Origin of the sequence: Yinghuangia aomiensis (genome assembly GCF_039542225.1) — a bacterium.
Classification (GTDB): domain Bacteria; phylum Actinomycetota; class Actinomycetes; order Streptomycetales; family Streptomycetaceae; genus Yinghuangia; species Yinghuangia aomiensis.
On the sequence record NZ_BAABHS010000056.1, the window covers coordinates 17,808 to 36,991 of the forward strand.

The following is a 19,184-nucleotide window of genomic DNA, read 5'->3' on the forward strand; positions in this document are numbered from 1 at the left end:
AAAGCCCGGCACCCGCCGCGGCGAACCCCCGCGGGCGACAGCGAAACCGAAAGGGGCGGTCGTGGCCGACACCGACCAGCAGACGGCAGACACAGCAGCGGACAAAGAGCCGCTTACCCTCCCCGACGAATCCCCCGAAGCGCTCTACGCCCTCCTCGCCGACCGCGGCTGGGGCGACGGCCTGCCGATCGTCGCCCCGACCCGCGCCCGCGTCGACGCGATGCTGGCCGGGTACACCGGCGACCCCGACGAGGTCATCGGCACCCTCGCCCCCCGCCTCGGCGAAGCCACCCCGCGCATCCTCGCGGTCAACGCCGTCATGGCCGGCTGTCCCGCCGACCTGCTGCCCGTCCTCGTCGCCGCGGTACGCGGCCTCGTCGCCCCCGAGTTCAACCTGCGCGGCGTCAACTCCACGACCCACCCGGTCTCCGCGATGGTCCTCGTGCACGGCGAAGCCGTGGAACGCCACGGTTTCAACGCGGGCACCGGCACGCTCGGACCCGGCAACCGCGCCAACGCGACGCTCGGCCGCGCCGTCCGGTTCGTCATGATGCACGTCGCCGGCGGCACCGCGAAGGGCCACGACGGCGGCGGCTTGGGCGACGCGGCCACGCAAGGCCAGCCGTCCAAGTACACCTTCTGCTTCGCCGAGAACACCGCCGCGAGCCCGTGGCCCGCCTACCCGCGCAGCCTCGGCATCGACGCGCCGAGCGCGGTCACCGTGGCCGGCATGGAGAACCCGCACAACTTCCACGACATGGAGAGCCGCGACCCCGCCGGGATCCTCGACAAGGCGGCCACCGTCATGGCGACGTTCGGCACCAACAACGCCGTGGTCTCCGACGCCGAGTACTTCGTCGTCCTCGGCCCCGAGCACGCCGCGACGATCGCGGGCGCGGGCTGGGCCCGGCAGGACGTGCAGTCGTACCTGTTCGAGAAGGCCCGCCGCCCCGCCGGCGACTTCCGCGCGCACTTCCAGTCCAACCTTTGGCGGCCGTGGATGAAGGCGCTCCGCGACGACGACCTCCAGCCCATGACCGACCACCCGGAGAACATCCGCGTGCTGGTGTCCGGCGGTCCGGGCAAGCAATCGTTCGTGGTGCCCAGTTGGGGCCGCACCCGCAGCGTCACCGTCCCCGTCGCGTGAGCGGCCCTCCGCGAAAAGGACCGGAACGGCAGCAGAAAGGCAGCAGCATGATCGAGATCCTGTCCCCGGAAGGCCGGGTCGGCGCGCCGTCCAAGCACCTGGCGCCGTCCCCCGAGCTGTTGGCGGGCAAGCGCATCGCCGTCCTGGACAACCTGAAGCCGCACGCGGGCCAGATCCAGGGCGCCATCGCCCGCCTGGTGGCCGAACGCACCGGCGCCACCGTCACGCTGGAGATCCCCAAGGTCAGCGCGGCGCTGCCCGCGGAGCCCGAGGTCGTCGAACGCATCCTGGCCGAGGCCGACCTGGTGATCACCGGTTCCGCGGACTGCGGCTCGTGCACGTCGTGGAGCGCGCACGACACGGTGGAGCTGGAGCAGCTCGGCATCCCGACGGTGCTGCTGTCCACCGCCGGGTTCACGGAACTCGCGGAGCAGGTGTGCGCGTTGTACGGACTGCCGGAGGCACGCATCCTCAGCGTGCCGGGCCCCCTGGGCGGTTCCAGCGACGCGCAGTTGGACGCGATGGCGGCGGACGCCGTCGAGCGTACGTTGGGCTTGTTCACCGGCACGGCGGCGAACCCGGAGGTCCCGGCATGAGCACGCTCACCGACGCGGACGTCGCCGCGGCGCTGCGCCCGCTGTCGGACGCCCTGGCGGCCGACGACTACCGCCTGGACGTGGCGCGCGACGGCGACTTCGCGGTGACGCTCACCGTCGTGGCACTCGACGGCGCGTGCGCCGAGTGCCTGGTGCCGGCCGAGATCACCCGGCGGATGGCCGAGCAGCGGCTGACCGCGGCCGGTGCCGCATCGGACGCCGGCTGGCGGATCCAGGTCCGCTACCCGGCGGACACCGGCCACTGAACCGCGACCGAACCGGAACCGCCCGCCCCGGATAAACCCCCGGGGAAATAACCCCTCGAACATTTCAAATATTCTCCGGAATATGTTTCCGCAGGGGTTCAACCGAATAGCCTCGGACCACTAAAGTCCGATGCCATGACTTCACCGGTTTATGGTGCCCAGCACAGCTCGCCCCCGGTCGCCGGGGGCGGGCAGGGGCACGCCCAGCCCTCCTACATCGGCATGCTCGGCGCGGCCCTCGTCCTCGTCGGCTCGTTCCTCCCGTGGGTGAAACTGTCCACGGAGGGGCTGTCCGAGACGGTCAAGGGCAACGACGGCGACGGCATCATCACGCTCGTCGCGGCCATCGCGGCCATCGTGCTGTTCGGTGTCGGCGTGGCGATGCGCAAGGCGGCCGTAAGCGCGGCCGGCGCCCTTCCGGGCCTGGTGGCGCTGGTGTTCGCGGTGCTGAACATGGTCGACAAGGAGCGGCTGCCGACCCAGCAGGCGGAGGACAAGGGCGCGGACTCGGACACGATCAAGGAGGTCCTGCAGGGCCTCGACCTGTCCAACAGCTACGGCATCTACGTCGTGCTGATCGGCGCGCTCGTCACCGTCGCGGGCGGCGTCCTCGCCTACCTGCGCGGCCGCGGCTGACACCGCGCGGCACCGCAACGCCGCACGGCAGCACCGCCCCGCACGGACTCGTCCCCGCATATTCGTCCGTTTGTCAAATTCCGCCCGTCGGGCTTTCCCGGATATCCCTCGCAGGATATCCGCGGTCGGCCCGGCGGGCGGCCGCATGCCACAGCAAATGCAGGGGGTGACCGGCCGACAGCCGGCCGATTTCGCCTTTTCGGGCGAATACCCCGACCAGGACTTCCCAGTCGGAATCGGCGATGTCGACGGCGCGCAGCGGTGTCCCGCCGCCGAGACGTCCGTCCCGGACCGCGTCCGCGATGCCTTCGGTGACCAGCATCGCGCCGTGCAGCGGCAGCCGGGAGCGCAGGAGTTCGAGGCCGAACGGCACCGCGTCGATCGCCGCGGCGATGGTGAGCCGCTCGGCGTAGCCGGGGCCGAACCAGCCGCGCAGGAAGTCGGCGATCAGCCCGTCGGACGGGACGACGAGCGGGACGTCGGGCAGGGCGCCGACCGGGATCGGCCCGTCGGGGAGCCGGTCCGACGGCAGGTTGGTGAGCAGCCTCAGGCCGCCGCGGGAGAGTTCGAGGACGTCGCAGCCGTCCGGCGCCGCGTCTCCCCCGGCCCGGACGGCGACGCTGCCGCAGACCAGGTCGACCTGGTTCCCGGCGAGCCGGGACAGCAGGTCGCGGGTACGGATGTGGTCGACCTTCAGGTCGATGCCGCGGTCCGCCAGTTCGTCTTCGATGTCGGCGATGGCGTCCGCGACTACGCCCAGCGTGTAGCGGGTCGCGCCGACGGTGAGGGTGCCCGCGGATTTGCTGCGCAAGTCCCGGATGGTGTCGGACCATTCGCCGAGCGTGGCCTCGGCCATCTCCACCAGGACTTCGCCGGTGCCGGTGAACAGCACGTCCTTGCCGCGGCCTTGCTTGAGGACCAGCGGTTCGCCGCACATCTCCTGGAAGTTGCGGTTCAGCGTGTCGAGCTGCTTCTGCACGCTGGACTGTTCGCGCCGCAGGTAGCGCGCCGCACCGAGCGCGGTGCCGGTGGCGTGCACCGCGAGCAGGGTGCGGAGTTGGTCGAGGGTGGTGTCGAGCAGCGGGGCCGGGGTGCTCGGGAGGGGACCCCGCCGGGTCCGGCGGGTCCGAGCGGAGGCTGGCATCGCGATCCGTTCTGCGGGTCGGAGGCAAGGCGGTGCTTCGGGATCTCGCGGTGGTGCGGAGACTCGCGGTCGGAATCTCCGGAGACTTCCGGGATCCCGAAAGCACAGCGGCCCGAAAGACGGGCCGCAGGAAGGAAGGAGGCTAGCAGGGCCCCGGCCGGGCCGCCCGGGCCTGCGCTAACCGGACAGTGGCCTCCGACCGCCTCCAACCCCTTACAGCGCCAGCGCGGCCCCGTCCACGTGCACGTGCTTGCCGACCCACTCGCCGGTGCAGAACGCCGCCACCACGCCCATGTCCTCGGACGCGGCCACCGTGCGCCCGCCGCCCGGCACGCCGACCACGGCGATCGCCTTCGACGGCCCGCTCGCGCCTTCCACCACGGTGTAGCCGTCGACCACGCCGACGCCCTTGTAGTCGGGGGTGATCTCGCACGTCGTGGCGGCTTCCGCGGTCCGCGACGACAGGTCCTCGCCGTGGAACGGCGTGGCGGTAGGCGTACCCGACCACACCATGCCGGCCTGTTTGGTGACCATCCCGGAGATGCACGTCACCACGCCGACCGCGTCCGGGTCCTCGCGCAGCGTCTTGGCCATCGACACCGTCGAGTGCAGCACATAGCTGTTCAGCGGGCCGCCCGCGAACGACATGCCGCCGGTCACCGTCAGGTCGTCGCGTCCGCCGAGCCCGAGTTCGGCCCGCTGGATGCGCACGGCCGCCGGGAAGCAGCTGTACAGGTCGAGGTACTTCGCGTCGGCGGGCGCGACGCCGGTGTACGCGGACAGCCACGACCCCACCGCGGCGAATCCCGGCGACCGGTGCAGCTGCGCCCGCGCGACGATCGGCACCATCAGGTTCGACTCGGCGGCGGCCCACGGGAACACCCAGCGGTCGCGCGGCACCCCGAACCGCTCGGCGGCTTCCGCCGAGCACAGGATCAGCGCGGCGCCCTGGTCGACGCCCGCGCGCGAGCAGTGCGAGCGCGTGTAGGGGCGGGACAGCATCGGGTTCGCCGGGGACGCCTCGGCGATCGCCTCGGGCGCGACGGCGCGGCGGTGCCACGCGTCCGGGTTTCCGACGGCACGGTCGGCGAACTTCGACCACAGCGCGGCGACGTCGGCGGCGTGCTCGTCGAGCGACAAGCCCTCGTCGTGCCGCAGCGCCGATTCGAGGATGGCGTACTGCCGCACCGGGACCGGGAGTCCGCGGTCGATCTCGACGCGGTGCAGGATGTCGCCGGTCGGCCGCAGCGACACGTCCGGCTCGATCGGCGGCAGCGGCTGGTGGATCGGCGGGAGGCCGGTGCCGCGCAGCCGGCGGTCGCGGTAGGCCGCCTCCGCGCCGACGACCAGGACGACGTCCTCGTTGCCCGCCGCGATACCGGCCGCCGCGCGCGTCAGCAACGTCTGCTGCAACACCCCGAGTTCCGCGACGAGTGTGCGGGCCTTCGAGGCGCCGAACCGGTCGGCGATCCGCCGCCCCGGGTCGCCCTGCCCCCACATGCCGCGGGGTATGAGGACCATGTCCAAGGCGCCGAGCAGGTCCGCGGCGCCGCTGTCGTGGCCGGCGGCCTCGGCCGCGTCCGCCATCAGTTCGAGGGCGTCCCGGCCGCCGCCGGGCTCGTCGACCCGCTGCCGGACCGCCGCCACTCCGACCAGTACCGGTGTACGCGGATCCACGCTCATTGAGACTCCCCTGCTCCCGTCGTTCGAACGCGCCCGCGAACAGAGATACCGTCCGCACCCGTCCGGTTCAAGCCGGACCCCCGCCTCCCGGTGCGCCCAGGCCCCTGGACGACCCCGAGACGCGCACGCTTTCGGCCTCCTCCTCAGGTCGTAGACGAGGCGCCGGTGGCCGCCCAGGGAAGGCCCCAAGATCGCCGACCTGCGGCGGACGCCGTTGTCCGAGGCGGCACATAACGTGGGTGTAGTGCGAGCCGCTCCCGAAAAAGAGCGGCACCGAACGAATCGAGATGTGCCATGACGACCAGCGCGACCAGCGCCGCCCGGACCGCCGCCGCCCCGACCCGCAGCCACGACAACGCTCCCGCCGCGTACGCCCACGGCCCGCTGCTCGCGATCATCGCGCGCCGCCGCCGGTACGCCCGGTCCGTCGCCACCACGCGCGTCACCGCGGCCCTGCGCCGAGCGGCTTAGGCCGCGCCCCCAGCGCCCGCGCACCCCGCGGCACACCCCACCGAGGCCCCGCACACCACGAGTGTGCGGGGCCTCGGCATGCCCGGAGGCCGGAGGGAGCTCAGCGCAGGAATGTGATCCGGTCGGCCGCCGGGACCGCGAGCGGCGCGTCCGGCGACGAGTGCGCGGCCAGGTAGGCGGTCAGCGCGTCCAGGTCGGACACGCCGTTGAGCTTCGCCGTGCCGGTCTTGAACGCCGGGAACCCGTCGCCGCCCGCCGCGAGGAACTCGTTCGCGGACACCCGGTATGTCTTCGCCGGGTCGATGGGCTCGCCGTTCAGCTTCACGCTGCCCGCGACGATCCGCGCCGCACCCGTCTGCTTGAGGTCGACGGTGTATGTCAGCCCCTTCGAGATCTGCAGATAGCGCGGGCTCGCCTCGTTGCTGCCGGACACCTGCTGGGCGAGGACGTCGAGCACCGCCTGCCCGGTCAGCGTCTGGGTCACCATCATGTTGGTGAACGGCTGCACAGTGAACGCCTCGGCGTAGGTGACCACGCCGTCGCCCTCGCCGTTCGCCTGCTTGAACTGGAAGTCCGAGCGGATGCCGCCCGGGTTCATGAACGCGATCTGCGCCGCGCCCTTGTCCGCCGCCGCGGTCGCCTCCAGCTGCGCGTCGGAGATCAGGTCGCCCATCGGGGATTCCGACGTGGGGGCGCCGCGGCCGAGGATGTCGCCCTGGATGTAGCCGACCTTGCGGTTCCCGACCGGCGCGGCGAGCTTCTGCCAGTTCTCGATCAGCGTCCGGACGTCCTCTGCCGGGGTGGTGTTCCGGCTGACGATGCGGTTCACCGCGCTGACCTGTGTGCGCACGATGTCGCGGGTGCGCTTGTCGTAGGTCAGGTTGATCTCGGTGTAGAGCCGCCCGAACGACGCGCCGGACGTGACGAGCCGCGGCTGCCCCTTCGGGTCGGGGATGTTGCACACATACGACTGGTGCGTGTGCCCGGTGACGACCGCGTCGATCTCCGGGTCGAGGTTCTTCGCGATGTCCACGACCGGGCCGCTCAGGCCGAGCGAACCGCCCGCGTTGCAGTCGTAGTCGTAGACGCCGCTCGTCGGCACGCCGCCTTCGTGCAGCAGCACGACGATCGACTTCACGCCGACCGCCTTGAGGAGCTTGGTGTACAGGTTGGCGGTCTTGACCTCGTCCTCGAACTTGAGGCCCTTCACGCCCTCGGCGGTGACGACGTCGGGCGTGCCCTCGAGGGTCATGCCGATGAAGCCGATCCAGGCGCCGTTGACGTACTTGATGCTGACCGGGGCCATGATCGGCCAGCCGGTCTTCTCGTCGAGCACATTGGCGGCGAGGTACGGGAACTTGGCACCGGAGAACGTGCGGCCGGGCGCGTAGCAGCCGTCCGTGGGATGGCAGCCGCCGTTCTGCATGCGCAGCAGCTCGGCGCGGCCCTCGTCGAACTCGTGGTTGCCGACGGACGTCACGTCGAGGCCGATCTCGTTGAGCGCCTCGATGGTCGGCTCGTCGTGGAACAGGCCGGACAGCAGCGGGCTGGCGCCGATCATGTCGCCGGCCGCGACGGTGAGCGAGTTCGGGTTCTTCGCCCGGGCCTCGCGCAGCTGCGTGGCCAGGCGGGCGACCCCGCCCGCGGGCACCGTCACCGGCTTGCCGGTGGCCGGGTCGATACCGGTGGTGATGTTCGCGGCGCTGCCCTGCGGGTCTTCCAGGTTGCCGTGCAGGTCGTTGAGGGCGAGGAGTTGGACGTTCATCGTCGGGTCCGGGGCGTGGCCCCGGCCGGACGCTGCGGCGGCGGTGCCGATGGTGGCCGCGCTGCTGACCAGGCTCGCGGCCACGAAGGCCGTGAGCGCCATCAAGCGGCGGCTGCGACGTCGTGTCCCAGTCATGGCGTGCACCCTAGGGTCTACGCGCGTCCATGCCCAGATCCGGGCGGTAAATCCCGGGTAAGCGGAAGCGAACAGCGGGGCTGAACGGGGCAATTCGGTCAGGCGTCGGCGGGGCAGGGGCTCACCGGCCGTCGGTCGACTCGACGAGCCCGTCCGCGGCCGCGCCTTCGGACAGCACCGCCGCGCGGATGGTCTCCAGCGGCGTCCGGTAGGCGTCCGCCCGCGTGGTCCCGCCCGCGAGCGCCGCGTTGAGGTTCACCACCCGGAACGGCGGCCCCGGGTCGGAGTACTGCGGCAGGAACTCGGCGCGGTCGACCGCCCATCCGGCGGGCCCGCGGGTGAACGTGAAGCGCGCGATGGAGCTGTAGTTGCCCTGGAGCTTGTCCGCGCCGGGGAAGTTCGCCATCTGGTCGCCCATGCCGTAGACCACCCAGGTGCCGTTGACTTTGGCGTACGGCTGCGGCACGTGGTTGTGCGTGCCCAGGATCAGATCGATGTCCTTGTGCCCGGACGGGTCCTTCGAGGCGGTCAACTCCTGCGCCCAGCGCAGCTGGTCGGCGTCCGGCTGCCGCTGCCATTCGGAGCCCCAGTGCAGGCTCAGCAGCACGACCTCCGCGCCCGCGTCCCGGGCCGCCCGCGCCTGCGCGACGATGCGCGGCACGTCGACGACGTTCACCGTCCACGGCTTGCCGTCGGGCAGCGGGAGGCCGTTGGTGCCGTATGTCCAGGCCAGGTGCGCGACCTTCACGCCCTTGACCTCGTACATCGTGGTGGTGGCCGCCTCGTCCGCCGAGCGGGCCGAACCGGCGTGCCGCAGGCCGACGGCGTCCATGTCGGCGAGGGTGCGCTGCACGCCGTCGAAGCCGTCGTCGAGTGTGTGGTTGGAGGCCGTGGAGCAGCCGTCGTAGCCGGTGTCGACGAGGGCGCGGGCGATCTGCGGCGGGGCTTTGAACAGCGGGTAGGCGGCGAACGGGCCGTCGGGGGCGCCGTACACGGTCTCCATATGGCACAGCGCCAGGTCGGCGGACCGCACGATCGGCGCGACCCCGGCGAAGATCTCGTGGAAGTCGTATCCGTTGCCGCCCGCGTCGTCGTGCGCCTGCTGCCAGATCGACGGGTAGGCGAGCACGTCGCCGGTCGCCACCACGGTGAACGGCTCCGCGGGTGCGGGCGCCGCCTGCGTGCCGCCCGGAGCGCCGCGTCCGGGCCGCTCGCGGCCTCCGGGCGGCGTCTGGCCCCCCGAGGACGAACAGGCCGCCAGCGCGGCGGAGAGGGCCACGGCGAGGACGGCCGTGCGTGCTCCCGCACGGCGTCGCGGGGCGGGCGACAGGGCAGGCGGCATGGCACACCGATCCACGGTTCGGACAGGCTCGATCACATATGGATCAAACAGCCGCATATCCGGCTATCAACCTGTAGCCGAACGGTCGCATGCGGCCACCCGGTTTGCGGCCACCGGCACGCCGGAGCGAGGGTGAAGTTGCCGGGGCGGCCGCCCGGAATCCGGGCCGGCCGCGGGACGAGAATGCCGGCGAGACCGGATACGCACCGGCCTGCGGGCCGGCAGAAGGAGAGCGCATGCGCGCGACAGTGATCAACGGGCCGAAGGACATCCGCGTCGAAGAGGTGCCCGACCCCCGGATCCACCGGCCCGGCGATGCCGTCGTGCGCGTCACGCACGCCTGCATATGCGGCAGCGACCTGTGGGCCTACCGCGGCGTCGCGGCACGGCAGCCGGGCCAGCGGATCGGGCACGAGTTCATGGGCGTGGTCGAGGAGGTCGGCGCCGAGGTGCGCGGGCTGCGGGCGGGCGACCGGGTCGTCGCGCCGTTCGTGTGGGCCGACGGCGTGTGCGAGTTCTGCGCCGAGGGGCTGTACACGTCCTGCCCGCACGGCGGCTTCTGGGGGCAGCCGGGCTCGGACGGCGGGCAGGGCGAGGCGGTGCGCGTGCCGTTCGCGGACGCCACGCTCGTCCGGGTGCCGTCCGACACGCCCGCGGAGCTGCTGCCCGCGGTGATGACGCTGGCGGATGTCATGGGCACCGGCCACCACGCGGCCCTCGCCGCCCGTGTGCGGCCCGGCAGCACGGTCGCGGTGGTCGGCGACGGCGCGGTCGGCCTGTGCGGCGTGCTGGCCGCCCGGCGGCTGGGCGCCGAGCGGATCGTCATCCTGGGGCGGCACGAGAACCGCACGGCGATCGCCCGCGGCTTCGGCGCCACCGACGTGGTGCCCGAGCGCGGCGAGGCGGCCGTCGCCGCGGTCCGCGAGCTGACCGGCGGCGCGGGCGTCCACGCGGTGCTGGAGGCGGTGGGCACGCAGGAGTCGATGGAGACGGCGATCTCGATCGCGCGCGACGGCGGCGCGATCGGCTACGTCGGGGTGCCGCACGGCGGCAGCGCGGGCGTCGACATCGGGCAGATGTTCGGCCGCAACCTGGCGCTGGGCGGCGGCGTGGCACCGGTCCGCGGTTATCTGCCCGAGCTGCTCGCCGACGTGCTGGCCGGGCGCCTCGACCCGTCGCCGGTGTTCGACCTGACGATCGGCCTGGACGGCGTCCCGGGCGGCTACGCGGCGATGGACGAGCGGCGCGCGATCAAGCCGCTGATCGTGCTGTAGGAATCCCCCGCCCGAGCGGGCGGGCCCGGTCCGGCGTCGGCGGGCAGGCGGCCCCGGGTCGCCCCCGGCCGCCTGCCCGCGCCGCCGGACCGGTCAGTCCTGGATCCCGGCCGCCGCCAGGTAGGCCTGGAGGACCAGCTTCCCCAGCGCGCCGTGCGCGCCGAGCGGCGCGGAGGCCGTGACCTCCGCGTGCGCGGCCGCGGTCTCGATCAGGTCCGGGTCGAGGTCGGGCCCGAGGACGTACGGCGCGAGCGCGATGCGTTCCGCGCCCATCTGCCGCAGCCGCGTGGCCGCGTCGCCGACCGCGCCGGGCACCTCCAGGTCCGCGGTGACCACCGGCAGGGCGAGCCGGGCGGCCAGCAGGACGCCGGTCATGTCCGCGGCCTGCAGCGCCGCGGGGCCGCCGGTGGTGGCCAGGATGATGCCGTCGGCCGCGGTGACGACGGTGAACAGGCGTGCCCGGTCGGCGCGCGCGAGGCCCGCCTCGGACAGCCGCTCGTGCAGCGCCTCGGCGAGCAGCGGGTGCGGGCCGAGCGCCTCGGTCACGGTCAGCTCGCGCCCCTCGGCGGCCTCCACGGTCGCCCGGACGCGGGCTTCCGCCTCCGGGTGCGGGCCGATGAGCAGCGGCACCACGACGGCGTTCCGCACGCCCTCGGCGACCGGCTCCGGGAGCGGCTCGCCGTCCGCCGGTTCCTCGGCACCGTCCGCGGGCTCCGCGCCGGCTTCCGCTTCGTCCGGTGTCGCCTCGGCGGCGCCGCCGACCGGCCCGAGCACCGGGGTCAGGTCGGTGGCCCCTGCGCCGAGGAACACCGGACGCACGTCCAGACCGGGACGGCCCGCCCGGGCCAGCAGGGCGATCTCGCGGACCACGTCGTCGAGGTCGGCGTCGGCCGGACCCGGCACGGCCAGCACCAGCGGCGGGGCGCCTTCGAGGATCGCGGGTATTTCCGGTCTGCGGTGGCGGCCGCCCGCCCGGGCCTGCGGAACACGCGTGGGCAAGGCCTCCGCACGGGTGGGCAGCGGAGTTTCTGCGTCAGGGGAAGTGCTCATATTCTCGGATGCTATTGATTCCGGGCACCGGGATTCACGCCCCGGGCGTAATCGTTATCGCTGCTTGTGCAGCAAAACCGGACAAATCTCGTGGCAGACAGGGATGATCGGCCGTCGATTGCCCGCCATCCGGACGACCGCGGGGCGGTCGTCCGGCGGTCGTCCGGCGGATGCCAGGCGGTTGTCCGGGCGGTCTCGGGACGGCCTCCGGACGGGCGAACTGCGACCGGGAATCAGCCGGCTGCTTCGAGGTCCGGCACCGCGGTCATCTCGGTGATCAGGAAATCCTCGTCGAGGGCGAACAGTTCGGTGGCGTACACCACGACGGGGTTGTCGCCGATGGTGAGGTCCATGCGGAACTGGAAGCCCGCGTAACGACCGGTGACGGTGATCGGGCCGAGGACCGTGGTCTTCGGCGTGAACGGCAGGATCGACGCGTAGAACGCCTCGACGGCCTCCCGGCCGACCTTCGGCTCGGAGCCGATCGGGTCGTGGACGGTGGGCTCGGCGGCGTACGCGGCCATGATCCCTTCGAGGTCCCCGGCGCCCAGCTTGGCCAGGTAGTTCTCGACGGCGGCGACGGCTTTGGCGCGGTCGGACACGGGGGTTCCCCTCGGCATGCGGCGGAAGCACGGGCCGTCCGGGCAGGACGACGGGACGCACCCTAGGCGCCGGTACTTGACGGCGACAAGGGTTACGCGTGTGCATCCTGCCCCGCGGCCGCCGCCCGGCCCCCTTCCCCGGCCCCCTCCCCCGGCTCACCCCGCGACGAGCGTCATCGCCCCCGCGGTCGCCAGCAGTTCCTCCGTCGTCCCGGTGAAGTCGGCCAGCAGGCGCAGCGCGACCGCGCGGGCCTCCGTCGACGCGCCCAAATGCCGGTCGACGAGCGTGCCCAGGTGCTCGCGGTAGCGCAGCAGCGCGCCGTCGGCGGCCATGAGTTCGTCGAGGCAGCCGAACGTGTTGAGCGCCGTCGCGGCGGGTGCGACGCCGGCGAAGAGGTGCTCCGGCGGCAACGGGGCGCCATCCCGGGCCGGTTGGGCCAGCACGTATCCCGACCCGGTCCACTCGCGCGGGACGTGGACCTCCGGGGCGGCCGGCCAGCGGCCCGCGCCGACGAGCGCATCGCCGTACGGGTCGGCGGCATCCGGCAGCGGCCGGGGCGGGCAGCCGGGCAGCTGCCCCAGATGCGTCCAGGCGGCGCCGGACAGGTGGCCGCCGGACTTGGCGACGACCGCCCAGTCGGCTTCGGGATTCTCGATCAGCGGCCACAGTTTGGTCGGGCTGTAGCCGCGCAGCCGCTTGAGCAGCACCTTGGTGCCGGTCTTGGCGGCGAGTTCGGCGCGCAGCCGGGCCAGACCGTCCTCGGCGGCGAAGAGTTCCGCGTACAGCGCGCGGTCGCGCGGCGGGATGCCGACCTCGTCCGCGAGCTTGGCGGCCTCGGCGACGCCGTGGCGCTCCCACAGGCGGACCAGCGCGGCGAGCATCAGTGCCCGGTAGCGCGGCGCGCGCAGCGGGAGGGGCCGCTGCGGTCCCGTCTCGGTGTCGATGGGCGTGTAGAGGCCGCGGAGCGCGTCATAGCCCTCCGTCCGCCACACGTGCACGGAGTGCCGGATGGTGCTGGACGTGAACGAGCGGTACAGCAACGCCGCGCGCACCAGCGCCGGATCGCCCGACCACAGCGCGGGAAGCCGCATCGCGCGGCTGTCGGAGTCGAGCACGCAGTCCACGATGCCGCCCGGAACGGCCGTGGCGCGCGCCATGATGCGGGCCCGGACCGCGACCGACGTGTGCCGGTTGACGTAGACCGCCGTGGTCACATCGGGGTCGTCCAGGGCGGCCAGGGCTTCGGCGACGTCCGGGCGGCTCCAGCGCGCCTTGGCCAGCGTCAGGCGCTCCTTCGGCGAGGCCAGCGCGACCACCCAGGCGATCGTCTCCCGCGGCAGGTCGGCGCCGAAGCGCGCGAGGTCGGTGACGGTGCGCCGGTGCAGGTGCGGGACCAGAGCGGCGAGCGCCCCCGGGTCGAGGAGCATGAGCAGCTGCCGGAATTCGGCGGTGATCCCCCGCGGCGCGGCCGGCAGCGGCCGGTCGTCGCCGGACATCCGCCCGGCCGCTTCCACGAGTTCGGGAAGCAGGCCGGGATGGTCGGCCAGGTTGTCCTGCACGAACCGCCAAGCCGCCGGGTTGGCGCCCAGACGCGTGGTGAGGAGGGCGGCGAGGCCGCGGGTGCCGTCGACGTACGCCCACGCGTCGCCCGGCGCCAGCCGCCGCAGCCGCTTGAGGACGCCGTGTGCGGGCGCCGCGCCTTCGACCAGGCACGCGACGTGAGCCCCCGTCAGGCGCCAGGTGCGGACCGAAGGTTCGTCTCCGGCGAACTGGTGGACGGCGGTGCGTGCCCGGGCGGGCAGCGCCGGCGTGCCGCGCATCCGGCGCACCCGCTCGGGCACATCGGGGCCGAGGCGGTCGAGCAATGCCCCGTCCGCGGAGTCGAGTTGGTCGAGCAGCGCGACGAACGCCGTGACATCCACCGAGGCCTCCCCCACGAAAAAAGGACCCCGGTCCGTCCACCGGGGATGACTCCAGGTTACGGAGGCGGGGTGACACCCGCCGCTCTCTCCGCGGGCGGTTTCGAACACTTTCGTGCGACTTCGGACAAGGACCGGTCATGCGTGCGGCAAGCTCCGCGGCGGCGGTTCCCGCGGCGGTTCCGGCCGCGCAAGGGCTGCCCGCGGTCCGGATCATCACACTGCACACGTGCCGACAAGCCTTGTCATCACATGGTGACCGAAATACGTTCGCCGGGTCGGACGGCCGTCCCGTCCGGCCCGGCCAGACGAAAGGGGCAGGCGGCGTGAGCGAGTCAGCACGTCAAGGTCCGCGGCACGCGGTGGTGATCGGCCGTTCGGCGGTCGCCGCCGCGGTGGCGGAGGCGCTGCGCGGCGAAGGCACCGAGGTGGTGGCGGTTCCGGAAACCGCGGCGCTCGGCGCGGGCGATCCGGGCGAGGCGGTCGACCTGGTGGTCTTCGCGCCGTACACGCCCGGTTCGGTCGAGGCGCGGCCGGTGGTGGACCTGTCCCCCGCCGAGTGGGACCGGCTGGCCGAGGAGCCGGTGCGGGACGGCCTGGCGGCCTTCCAGTACGCGCACCCGCGGCTGAAGGCCGCCGGCGGCCGCTTCGTGCTGGCCGTGCCGAGCGTGGCGATCGAGGGCGGCTCCGGACTGGTGCCGCTCGCCACCGCGGCCGAGGCGCTGCGGGCGCTCGGCAAGTCGGCGGCCCGGCGCTGGGCCCGCGACGGGGTGTCGGTGCATCTGCTGACGCCCACGGTGTTCGCGCTCGACCCGGCGGCCGAAGCGCTGCGCGGCACGGATGTCGACCGCAGCGAAGCGGCGCTCGGGGCGGACTCGATGTCGCCCGAGGCGGTCGCCGACGTCGTCCTGCTGCTGTGTTCGCCGCGTGCCCGGCATCTGACCGGCAGCACGTTCGCCCTCGACGGTGGAGCGCTGATGGTGCCATGACCGATTCCGCAACGAACATCACCGACGCCGCGGACGGGCTCGACCCGATGCACACCGTGCGGCCCCTGACCGGCAAGACCGTCCTGATCACCGGTGCCGCCGCAGGTGTGGGCCGCGGCATCGCGCTCGCCCTGGGCAGCGCGGGGGCGAACGTCGTGGTGACCGCGCGGCGCAAGGAGGCCGGTGCCGAGGTCGCCGACGAGATCACCGCGCAGGGCGGTTCGGCATCGGTCGAGGTGTGCGACGTGACCGACGCCGAGCAGGTCGCGTCCGCTCTGGCGGGTGCGGTCGCCCGGTTCGGGCGGTTGGACGCGGTGGTGCACAACGCGACGAGCCGCCGGTCCAGCGAGCCGGTCGATTTGGAACATGCGAGCGTCGAGCTGTGGAACGAGCACGCGTCGGTGGCCTCGGTGGCCTCCTACACGCTCGCGAAGGCCGCGCATCCGTATCTGAAGGAGACCGCGGGCTCGTATCTGGTGCTCACGTCGCCGGCGGGCATGCAGGGCAGCGCGAACCTGTCGTTCTATGCGGCGGCGAAGGGCGGGCAGCGCGGCTTCATCAAGTCGCTGGCGCGCGAGTGGGGTCCGGACGGCATCCGGGTCAACGGCCTTGCTCCGCTGGCCGTGACTCCGGCGCTGGACAACGCGATGCGGCTCGACCCGACGATGGAGCCGCGGATCACGGCGCTCATTCCGATGGGGTGGATCGGCGACACGGAGACGGACATCGGCCCGTGCGCGGTGTTCCTGTGCGCCGCCGCGTCCCGCTACGTCACCGGCCAGACGCTGGTGGTCAGCGGCGGGCGGATGACGGCGCTCTAGCCGCGCTCCGGACGCACCCTCGCGACGAGGGGTCGGCGGGGCAGGCCCGCCCCGGCCGGGCCTGCCCCTTGTCCCGTACGACCATGACGGGACGTCAAGCATCCTGTCGGGAAAGGGAGGTGGACCTCCACCTCACGATCAAAAATCTCGCGTGATTTTACCTTTTCTAGCGCAACCATCGAGCGATTTGGCCGAGATGTCTGGAATGTCTGCGCATCAAGTTTGCCATACGCTCCCGTATGCCAACTCCTTTGCCCGGTCCAGGATTCGGCTCAGCCTTCGGCGATCGCGGCCAGGTCGCGGATCAGGCCGACGGTACGGGTGATCCGTTCCGGCTCGCGGCCGGACGCCCGGGCCAGCGCGCCCGCGCAGATCACCGCGAGCTTCACGACCGCGAACCGCTCGTAATAGGCGAGGTCGTGGACGGGCGCACCGCCGGTCTCCCGGTACGCCTCCACAAGCTGCTCCGCCGACGGCAGTGCCGGGTTGGCGTCCGGCAGATGCCCGCCGCGGTGCGCGTTGAGCAGCCGCCCGGCCGGGCCCCAGTAGGCGAGCAGCTGCCCCAGGTCGGCAAGCGGCTCGCCGACCGTGGAGAGTTCCCAGTCGAGCACGGCGCGGACTTCGCCGGGCGCGTCGGCGCGGTACATGACGTTGCCGAAGTTGTAGTCGCCGTGCACGACGCCGATCCGCCCGGCGTCCGGCACGTTCTCCGCCAGTTGCTTCAACAGGCCGTCGACGGACGGAACTTCGTCGACACCGCTGCGGTCCCACTGGCCTTGCCACCGGCGCAGCTGCCGCCGCATGTAGGGCTCGGGGCGGACCATGCCGCCCAGCCCGGCTTCCACCGGGTCCACCCGGTGCAGTGCGGCGAGGGTGCGGGCGAGGTTGAGCCCGGCTTCGCGGGCCGTGCCGGCGCCGAGGCGCGCGACGGCGGCGGCGTCCATGTGGAACACCCCGTCGAGGCGCTCCATCAGGTAGAACGAGGCGCCGATGACCTGTGGTTCGTCGCACAGCGCGACCATGCGGGCGACCGGGACGCCGCTGCCCGCGAGGGCGTCCTGCATGCGGTACTCGCGGCCCATGTCGTGCGCGGTCGGCAGCGCGCCGTGCACGGGCGGCCTGCGCAGCACCCAGTCGCGGCCGCCGCCGGTCACCCGGTAGGTGAGGTTCGACGACCCGCCGCTCAGCTGCGTGACCGCCAGTTCGGTGCCGGCGTCCACGAGTCCGCGTTCGGCGGCCCACGCGGCGAGCGGGGCGGCCGGGACCGGGTCGTCGTGCTGCGGGGCCGGTCTGCCGGCGGTCACGACGCGGATCCGGGGGCGGGCAGGTCGAGCCAGTCGGCGTACTGGCGTTCGGCGGCCGCACGGCGGGTGGGGACGTGCTCGGTGGGCCAGCCGTCGACGGCCTCGTAGCCGCGCAGGATCGTCTTGGCGATCTGCTGGATGTGCACCTCGTCGGCGCCGTCCGCGAGGCGGAAGTTGCGGGCCAGCCGGTACATCTCCTCCAGCGGCAGGTCCGTGGAGTAGCCGAGCGCGCCGTGCACCTGGATCGTGCGGTCGACGACGTCGTGGAGGATCTGCGCGCCCCAGTACTTGACCTCGGAGACGGCTTGGCGGGCGGCCTTGGGGCCTTCGTTGTCCCAGGTCCAAGCAGCCTTGAGGGTCAGCAGGCGGAACGCTTCGATCTCGATGTTCGAGCGGGTCACCATCTGCTGGATCAGCTGCTGGTCGGCCAGCCGCTTGCCGTGCGAGGTGCGCGACACGGCGCGCTCGCACAACATGTCGAAGGCGCGGCGGCACTGGCCGATCCAGCGCATCGCATGGTGGATGCGGCCGCCGTTGAGGCGCTTCTGGGCGAGCAGGAAGGCGTCGCCGGGCTCGCCGATCAGGTTCTCGGCGGGCACCCGGCAGTCGGTGAACCGGAGTTCGGCGTGGCCGCCGAGGTTGCGGGTGGCTTCGCCGTCGTACGGGTGGTGCATGGTGTGCACGTTCCGCACGATCTCCAGCCCGGGGGTGCCGCGTTCGACGACGAACATCGAGGCGCGGCGGTGCCGTTCGGCGTCCGGGTCGGTGACCGCGAAGACCAGGATGAAGTCCGCGCGGGAGGCGTTGGACGCGAACCACTTGTGGCCGTTGATGACGTAGTCGTCGCCGTCGCGCACGGCCGCGGTCTTGATGCCGGTCGGGTCGGATCCGGCGGTGTGCGGCTCGGTGAGCGAGAAGCAGCTGGTGAGCCTGCCGTCCAGGAGCGGCCACAGCCAGCGTTCCTTCTGCGCGTCGGTCGCGCCGACGGCGAGGAGTTCGCTGTTGCCCGAGTCGGGGGCCTGGTTGCCGAAGATGTTCGGCGCGGATCCGGTGCGGCCGAGGATCTCGTGCATGAGCGCGAGCTTGACCTGGCCGAAGCCCTGGCCGCCCAGCTCGGGGTCGAGGTGTGCGGCCCACAGGCCGCGGTCCTTGACCCGCTGCTTGAGCGGCTCGGTGACGGCCTGCCAGTTGGCCGGGCTCATCCGCTGCCGGACGAGGTCGAGGGGTTCGATCTCCTCCACGACGAGGGCGCGGATCCAGTCCAGCTCTCGTGCGAAGTCGGGATCGGTGCGGAAATCCCAGGCCACGGCTTTCTCCCCGGAAGTTGGCGGACCGCTGTTCCGGGGGAACGTAACCCGACTAGTTAACCATGTCAATTAAATCCGCGGAGCGGGTTCACGTCGCCCGGACGAGCACCGGACCGGCCCAGCGGAACAGGCTGCGGAACAGGCTTACGCGCGGACTCCCCGCAGGTCGGCGACCAGCCGCTGCATCTGCGCGGCCAACGAGCCCAGCTCCTCGGCCGTCCATCCGCGCAGCTGCTCGGCGAGCAGCGCGTCGTTGGCGGCGGAGAAGCTGCGGTACGCCGCCCGGCCCTGCTCGGTCGCCTCGACCATCGACACCCGGCCGTCCTCGGCGTCGCCGACCCGCACGATGTAGCCGCCGTCCTCCAGGATGCGGATCTGCCGGCTCAGCGCGGCCGGCTGGATGTCCGCCAGCTCGGCCAGCTCGGTCGGCCGCACCGGGCCGTGGTCGATCACCCGGTGCAGGATCCCGATGGCGACGAGGTTGAGCGCGACCCCGGAGCGTGCCGCGTGCAGCGCGTCGAGCTGCCGGCTGTTGACGAACCTCTTGACGGCATTGATCGCTTCGTTGATCGCGCGGCGGCTCTCGGCATCGGTCATGGCGCGCAGCCTAGACGAGTCTTTCCGAACACGTTCAGTGGTCGTAGGCGGTCAGTGAGCGGCTGACCGCCTGGCCGGTGTGGAAGTTGTGCCACACCGCGGCGGTCAGTGCGAGGACTCGCTGAGCCACGCGGA

The 19,184-nt window shown here is 72.7% G+C and carries 18 protein-coding genes and 1 pseudogene; 8 read left to right on the forward strand and 11 right to left on the reverse strand.

The annotated features are described in order from the left end of the window. Positions 1-61 precede the first annotated feature (61 nt). The 4 genes from ABEA93_RS39680 (at position 62) to ABEA93_RS39695 (ending at position 2,645) form a co-directional block, all read left to right on the forward strand. On the forward strand, positions 62-1,147 hold the full coding sequence (locus ABEA93_RS39680; RefSeq protein WP_345680857.1) for a hypothetical protein: 1,086 nt from the start codon (positions 62-64) through the stop codon (positions 1,145-1,147). 47 nt (positions 1,148-1,194) lie between these two features. Further along, a complete protein-coding gene (locus ABEA93_RS39685) occupies positions 1,195-1,743 on the forward strand; it encodes a UGSC family (seleno)protein (RefSeq protein ID WP_345680858.1) in 549 nt (182 codons plus the stop codon). Next, a complete protein-coding gene (locus tag ABEA93_RS39690) occupies positions 1,740-2,009 on the forward strand; it encodes a hypothetical protein (protein ID WP_345680859.1) in 270 nt (89 codons plus the stop codon). The genes ABEA93_RS39685 and ABEA93_RS39690 overlap by 4 nt, the downstream gene beginning before the upstream one ends. Before the next feature lie 135 nt (positions 2,010-2,144). Next, positions 2,145-2,645 carry a Trp biosynthesis-associated membrane protein gene (locus ABEA93_RS39695; RefSeq protein WP_345680860.1) on the forward strand — a complete coding sequence of 167 codons (501 nt, stop codon included), beginning with the start codon at positions 2,145-2,147 and terminating at the stop codon, positions 2,643-2,645. Between the two features lie 73 nt (positions 2,646-2,718). Here ABEA93_RS39695 and ABEA93_RS39700 read toward each other — a convergent pair whose 3' ends face one another. Beyond that, positions 2,719-3,789 (reverse strand): LysR family transcriptional regulator, encoded by a 1,071-nt coding sequence (locus tag ABEA93_RS39700; RefSeq protein ID WP_345680861.1) that lies wholly within the window; start codon positions 3,787-3,789, stop codon positions 2,719-2,721. A 213-nt stretch (positions 3,790-4,002) separates the two neighbouring features. Further along, a complete protein-coding gene (locus ABEA93_RS39705) occupies positions 4,003-5,472 on the reverse strand; it encodes a hypothetical protein (protein WP_345680862.1) in 1,470 nt (489 codons plus the stop codon). A 294-nt stretch (positions 5,473-5,766) separates the two neighbouring features. On the opposite strand from ABEA93_RS39705, the gene ABEA93_RS39710 reads away from it, so the two are divergent. Continuing rightward, positions 5,767-5,943 carry a hypothetical protein gene (locus ABEA93_RS39710; RefSeq protein ID WP_345680863.1) on the forward strand — a complete coding sequence of 59 codons (177 nt, stop codon included), beginning with the start codon at positions 5,767-5,769 and terminating at the stop codon, positions 5,941-5,943. A gap of 100 nt (positions 5,944-6,043) precedes the next feature. Here ABEA93_RS39710 and ABEA93_RS39715 read toward each other — a convergent pair whose 3' ends face one another. Then, the gene (locus ABEA93_RS39715) at positions 6,044-7,843 is read right to left on the reverse strand and encodes a bifunctional metallophosphatase/5'-nucleotidase (RefSeq protein WP_345680864.1); all 1,800 of its coding nucleotides are present in this window, start codon (positions 7,841-7,843) and stop codon (positions 6,044-6,046) included. A 121-nt stretch (positions 7,844-7,964) separates the two neighbouring features. Next, positions 7,965-9,185 carry a CapA family protein gene (locus tag ABEA93_RS39720; protein WP_345680865.1) on the reverse strand — a complete coding sequence of 407 codons (1,221 nt, stop codon included), beginning with the start codon at positions 9,183-9,185 and terminating at the stop codon, positions 7,965-7,967. A gap of 236 nt (positions 9,186-9,421) precedes the next feature. On the opposite strand from ABEA93_RS39720, the gene ABEA93_RS39725 reads away from it, so the two are divergent. After that, positions 9,422-10,459 carry a zinc-dependent alcohol dehydrogenase family protein gene (locus tag ABEA93_RS39725; protein ID WP_345680866.1) on the forward strand — a complete coding sequence of 346 codons (1,038 nt, stop codon included), beginning with the start codon at positions 9,422-9,424 and terminating at the stop codon, positions 10,457-10,459. 93 nt (positions 10,460-10,552) lie between these two features. On the opposite strand, the gene ABEA93_RS39730 is transcribed toward ABEA93_RS39725, so the two are convergent. The 3 genes from ABEA93_RS39730 to ABEA93_RS39740 all read right to left on the reverse strand — a co-directional run bounded on the left by ABEA93_RS39730 (position 10,553) and on the right by ABEA93_RS39740 (position 14,034). Then, a complete protein-coding gene (locus tag ABEA93_RS39730; protein WP_345680867.1) occupies positions 10,553-11,509 on the reverse strand; it encodes a sirohydrochlorin chelatase in 957 nt (318 codons plus the stop codon). Positions 11,510-11,742: 233 nt separating this feature from the next. Beyond that, entirely contained in the window at positions 11,743-12,111 is a 369-nt protein-coding gene (locus tag ABEA93_RS39735) for a nuclear transport factor 2 family protein (RefSeq protein WP_345680868.1), read from the reverse strand. Positions 12,112-12,267: 156 nt separating this feature from the next. Further along, positions 12,268-14,034, reverse strand: a complete 1,767-nt coding sequence (locus ABEA93_RS39740; protein ID WP_345680869.1) for a hypothetical protein — start codon at positions 14,032-14,034, stop codon at positions 12,268-12,270. A 323-nt stretch (positions 14,035-14,357) separates the two neighbouring features. On the opposite strand from ABEA93_RS39740, the gene ABEA93_RS39745 reads away from it, so the two are divergent. Then, a complete protein-coding gene (locus ABEA93_RS39745; RefSeq protein WP_345680870.1) occupies positions 14,358-15,020 on the forward strand; it encodes an SDR family oxidoreductase in 663 nt (220 codons plus the stop codon). Continuing rightward, entirely contained in the window at positions 15,017-15,841 is an 825-nt protein-coding gene (locus tag ABEA93_RS39750) for an SDR family NAD(P)-dependent oxidoreductase (protein WP_345680871.1), read from the forward strand. The genes ABEA93_RS39745 and ABEA93_RS39750 overlap by 4 nt, the downstream gene beginning before the upstream one ends. Positions 15,842-16,113: 272 nt before the next feature. On the opposite strand, the gene ABEA93_RS39755 is transcribed toward ABEA93_RS39750, so the two are convergent. The 4 genes and pseudogenes from ABEA93_RS39755 to ABEA93_RS39770 all read right to left on the reverse strand — a co-directional run. Further along, positions 16,114-17,145: a phosphotransferase family protein gene (locus ABEA93_RS39755; protein ID WP_345680872.1), complete on the reverse strand. Its 1,032-nt coding sequence runs from the start codon at positions 17,143-17,145 to the stop codon at positions 16,114-16,116. Continuing rightward, complete coding sequence (locus tag ABEA93_RS39760) at positions 17,142-18,452, reverse strand: acyl-CoA dehydrogenase family protein (RefSeq protein ID WP_345680873.1); 1,311 nt, start codon at positions 18,450-18,452, stop codon at positions 17,142-17,144. Before ABEA93_RS39760 ends, ABEA93_RS39755 begins: the two co-directional genes overlap by 4 nt. A gap of 144 nt (positions 18,453-18,596) precedes the next feature. After that, positions 18,597-19,049: a MarR family winged helix-turn-helix transcriptional regulator gene (locus tag ABEA93_RS39765; protein WP_345680875.1), complete on the reverse strand. Its 453-nt coding sequence runs from the start codon at positions 19,047-19,049 to the stop codon at positions 18,597-18,599. A gap of 34 nt (positions 19,050-19,083) precedes the next feature. Further along, positions 19,084-19,184: pseudogene (locus ABEA93_RS39770) on the reverse strand (IS982 family transposase); the annotation flags it as partial.

Coding starts and splice junctions, on each gene's coding strand:
- ABEA93_RS39705 (WP_345680862.1), bottom strand. CDS start 5,472: ATGAGCGTGGATCCGCGTACACCGGTACTGGTCGGAGTGGCGGCGGTC.
- ABEA93_RS39695 (WP_345680860.1), top strand. CDS start 2,145: ATGACTTCACCGGTTTATGGTGCCCAGCACAGCTCGCCCCCGGTCGCC.
- ABEA93_RS39725 (WP_345680866.1), top strand. CDS start 9,422: ATGCGCGCGACAGTGATCAACGGGCCGAAGGACATCCGCGTCGAAGAG.
- ABEA93_RS39720 (WP_345680865.1), bottom strand. CDS start 9,185: ATGCCGCCTGCCCTGTCGCCCGCCCCGCGACGCCGTGCGGGAGCACGC.
- ABEA93_RS39750 (WP_345680871.1), top strand. CDS start 15,017: ATGACCGATTCCGCAACGAACATCACCGACGCCGCGGACGGGCTCGAC.
- ABEA93_RS39765 (WP_345680875.1), bottom strand. CDS start 19,049: ATGACCGATGCCGAGAGCCGCCGCGCGATCAACGAAGCGATCAATGCC.
- ABEA93_RS39700 (WP_345680861.1), bottom strand. CDS start 3,789: ATGCCAGCCTCCGCTCGGACCCGCCGGACCCGGCGGGGTCCCCTCCCG.
- ABEA93_RS39715 (WP_345680864.1), bottom strand. CDS start 7,843: ATGACTGGGACACGACGTCGCAGCCGCCGCTTGATGGCGCTCACGGCC.
- ABEA93_RS39730 (WP_345680867.1), bottom strand. CDS start 11,509: ATGAGCACTTCCCCTGACGCAGAAACTCCGCTGCCCACCCGTGCGGAG.
- ABEA93_RS39685 (WP_345680858.1), top strand. CDS start 1,195: ATGATCGAGATCCTGTCCCCGGAAGGCCGGGTCGGCGCGCCGTCCAAG.
- ABEA93_RS39690 (WP_345680859.1), top strand. CDS start 1,740: ATGAGCACGCTCACCGACGCGGACGTCGCCGCGGCGCTGCGCCCGCTG.
- ABEA93_RS39710 (WP_345680863.1), top strand. CDS start 5,767: ATGACGACCAGCGCGACCAGCGCCGCCCGGACCGCCGCCGCCCCGACC.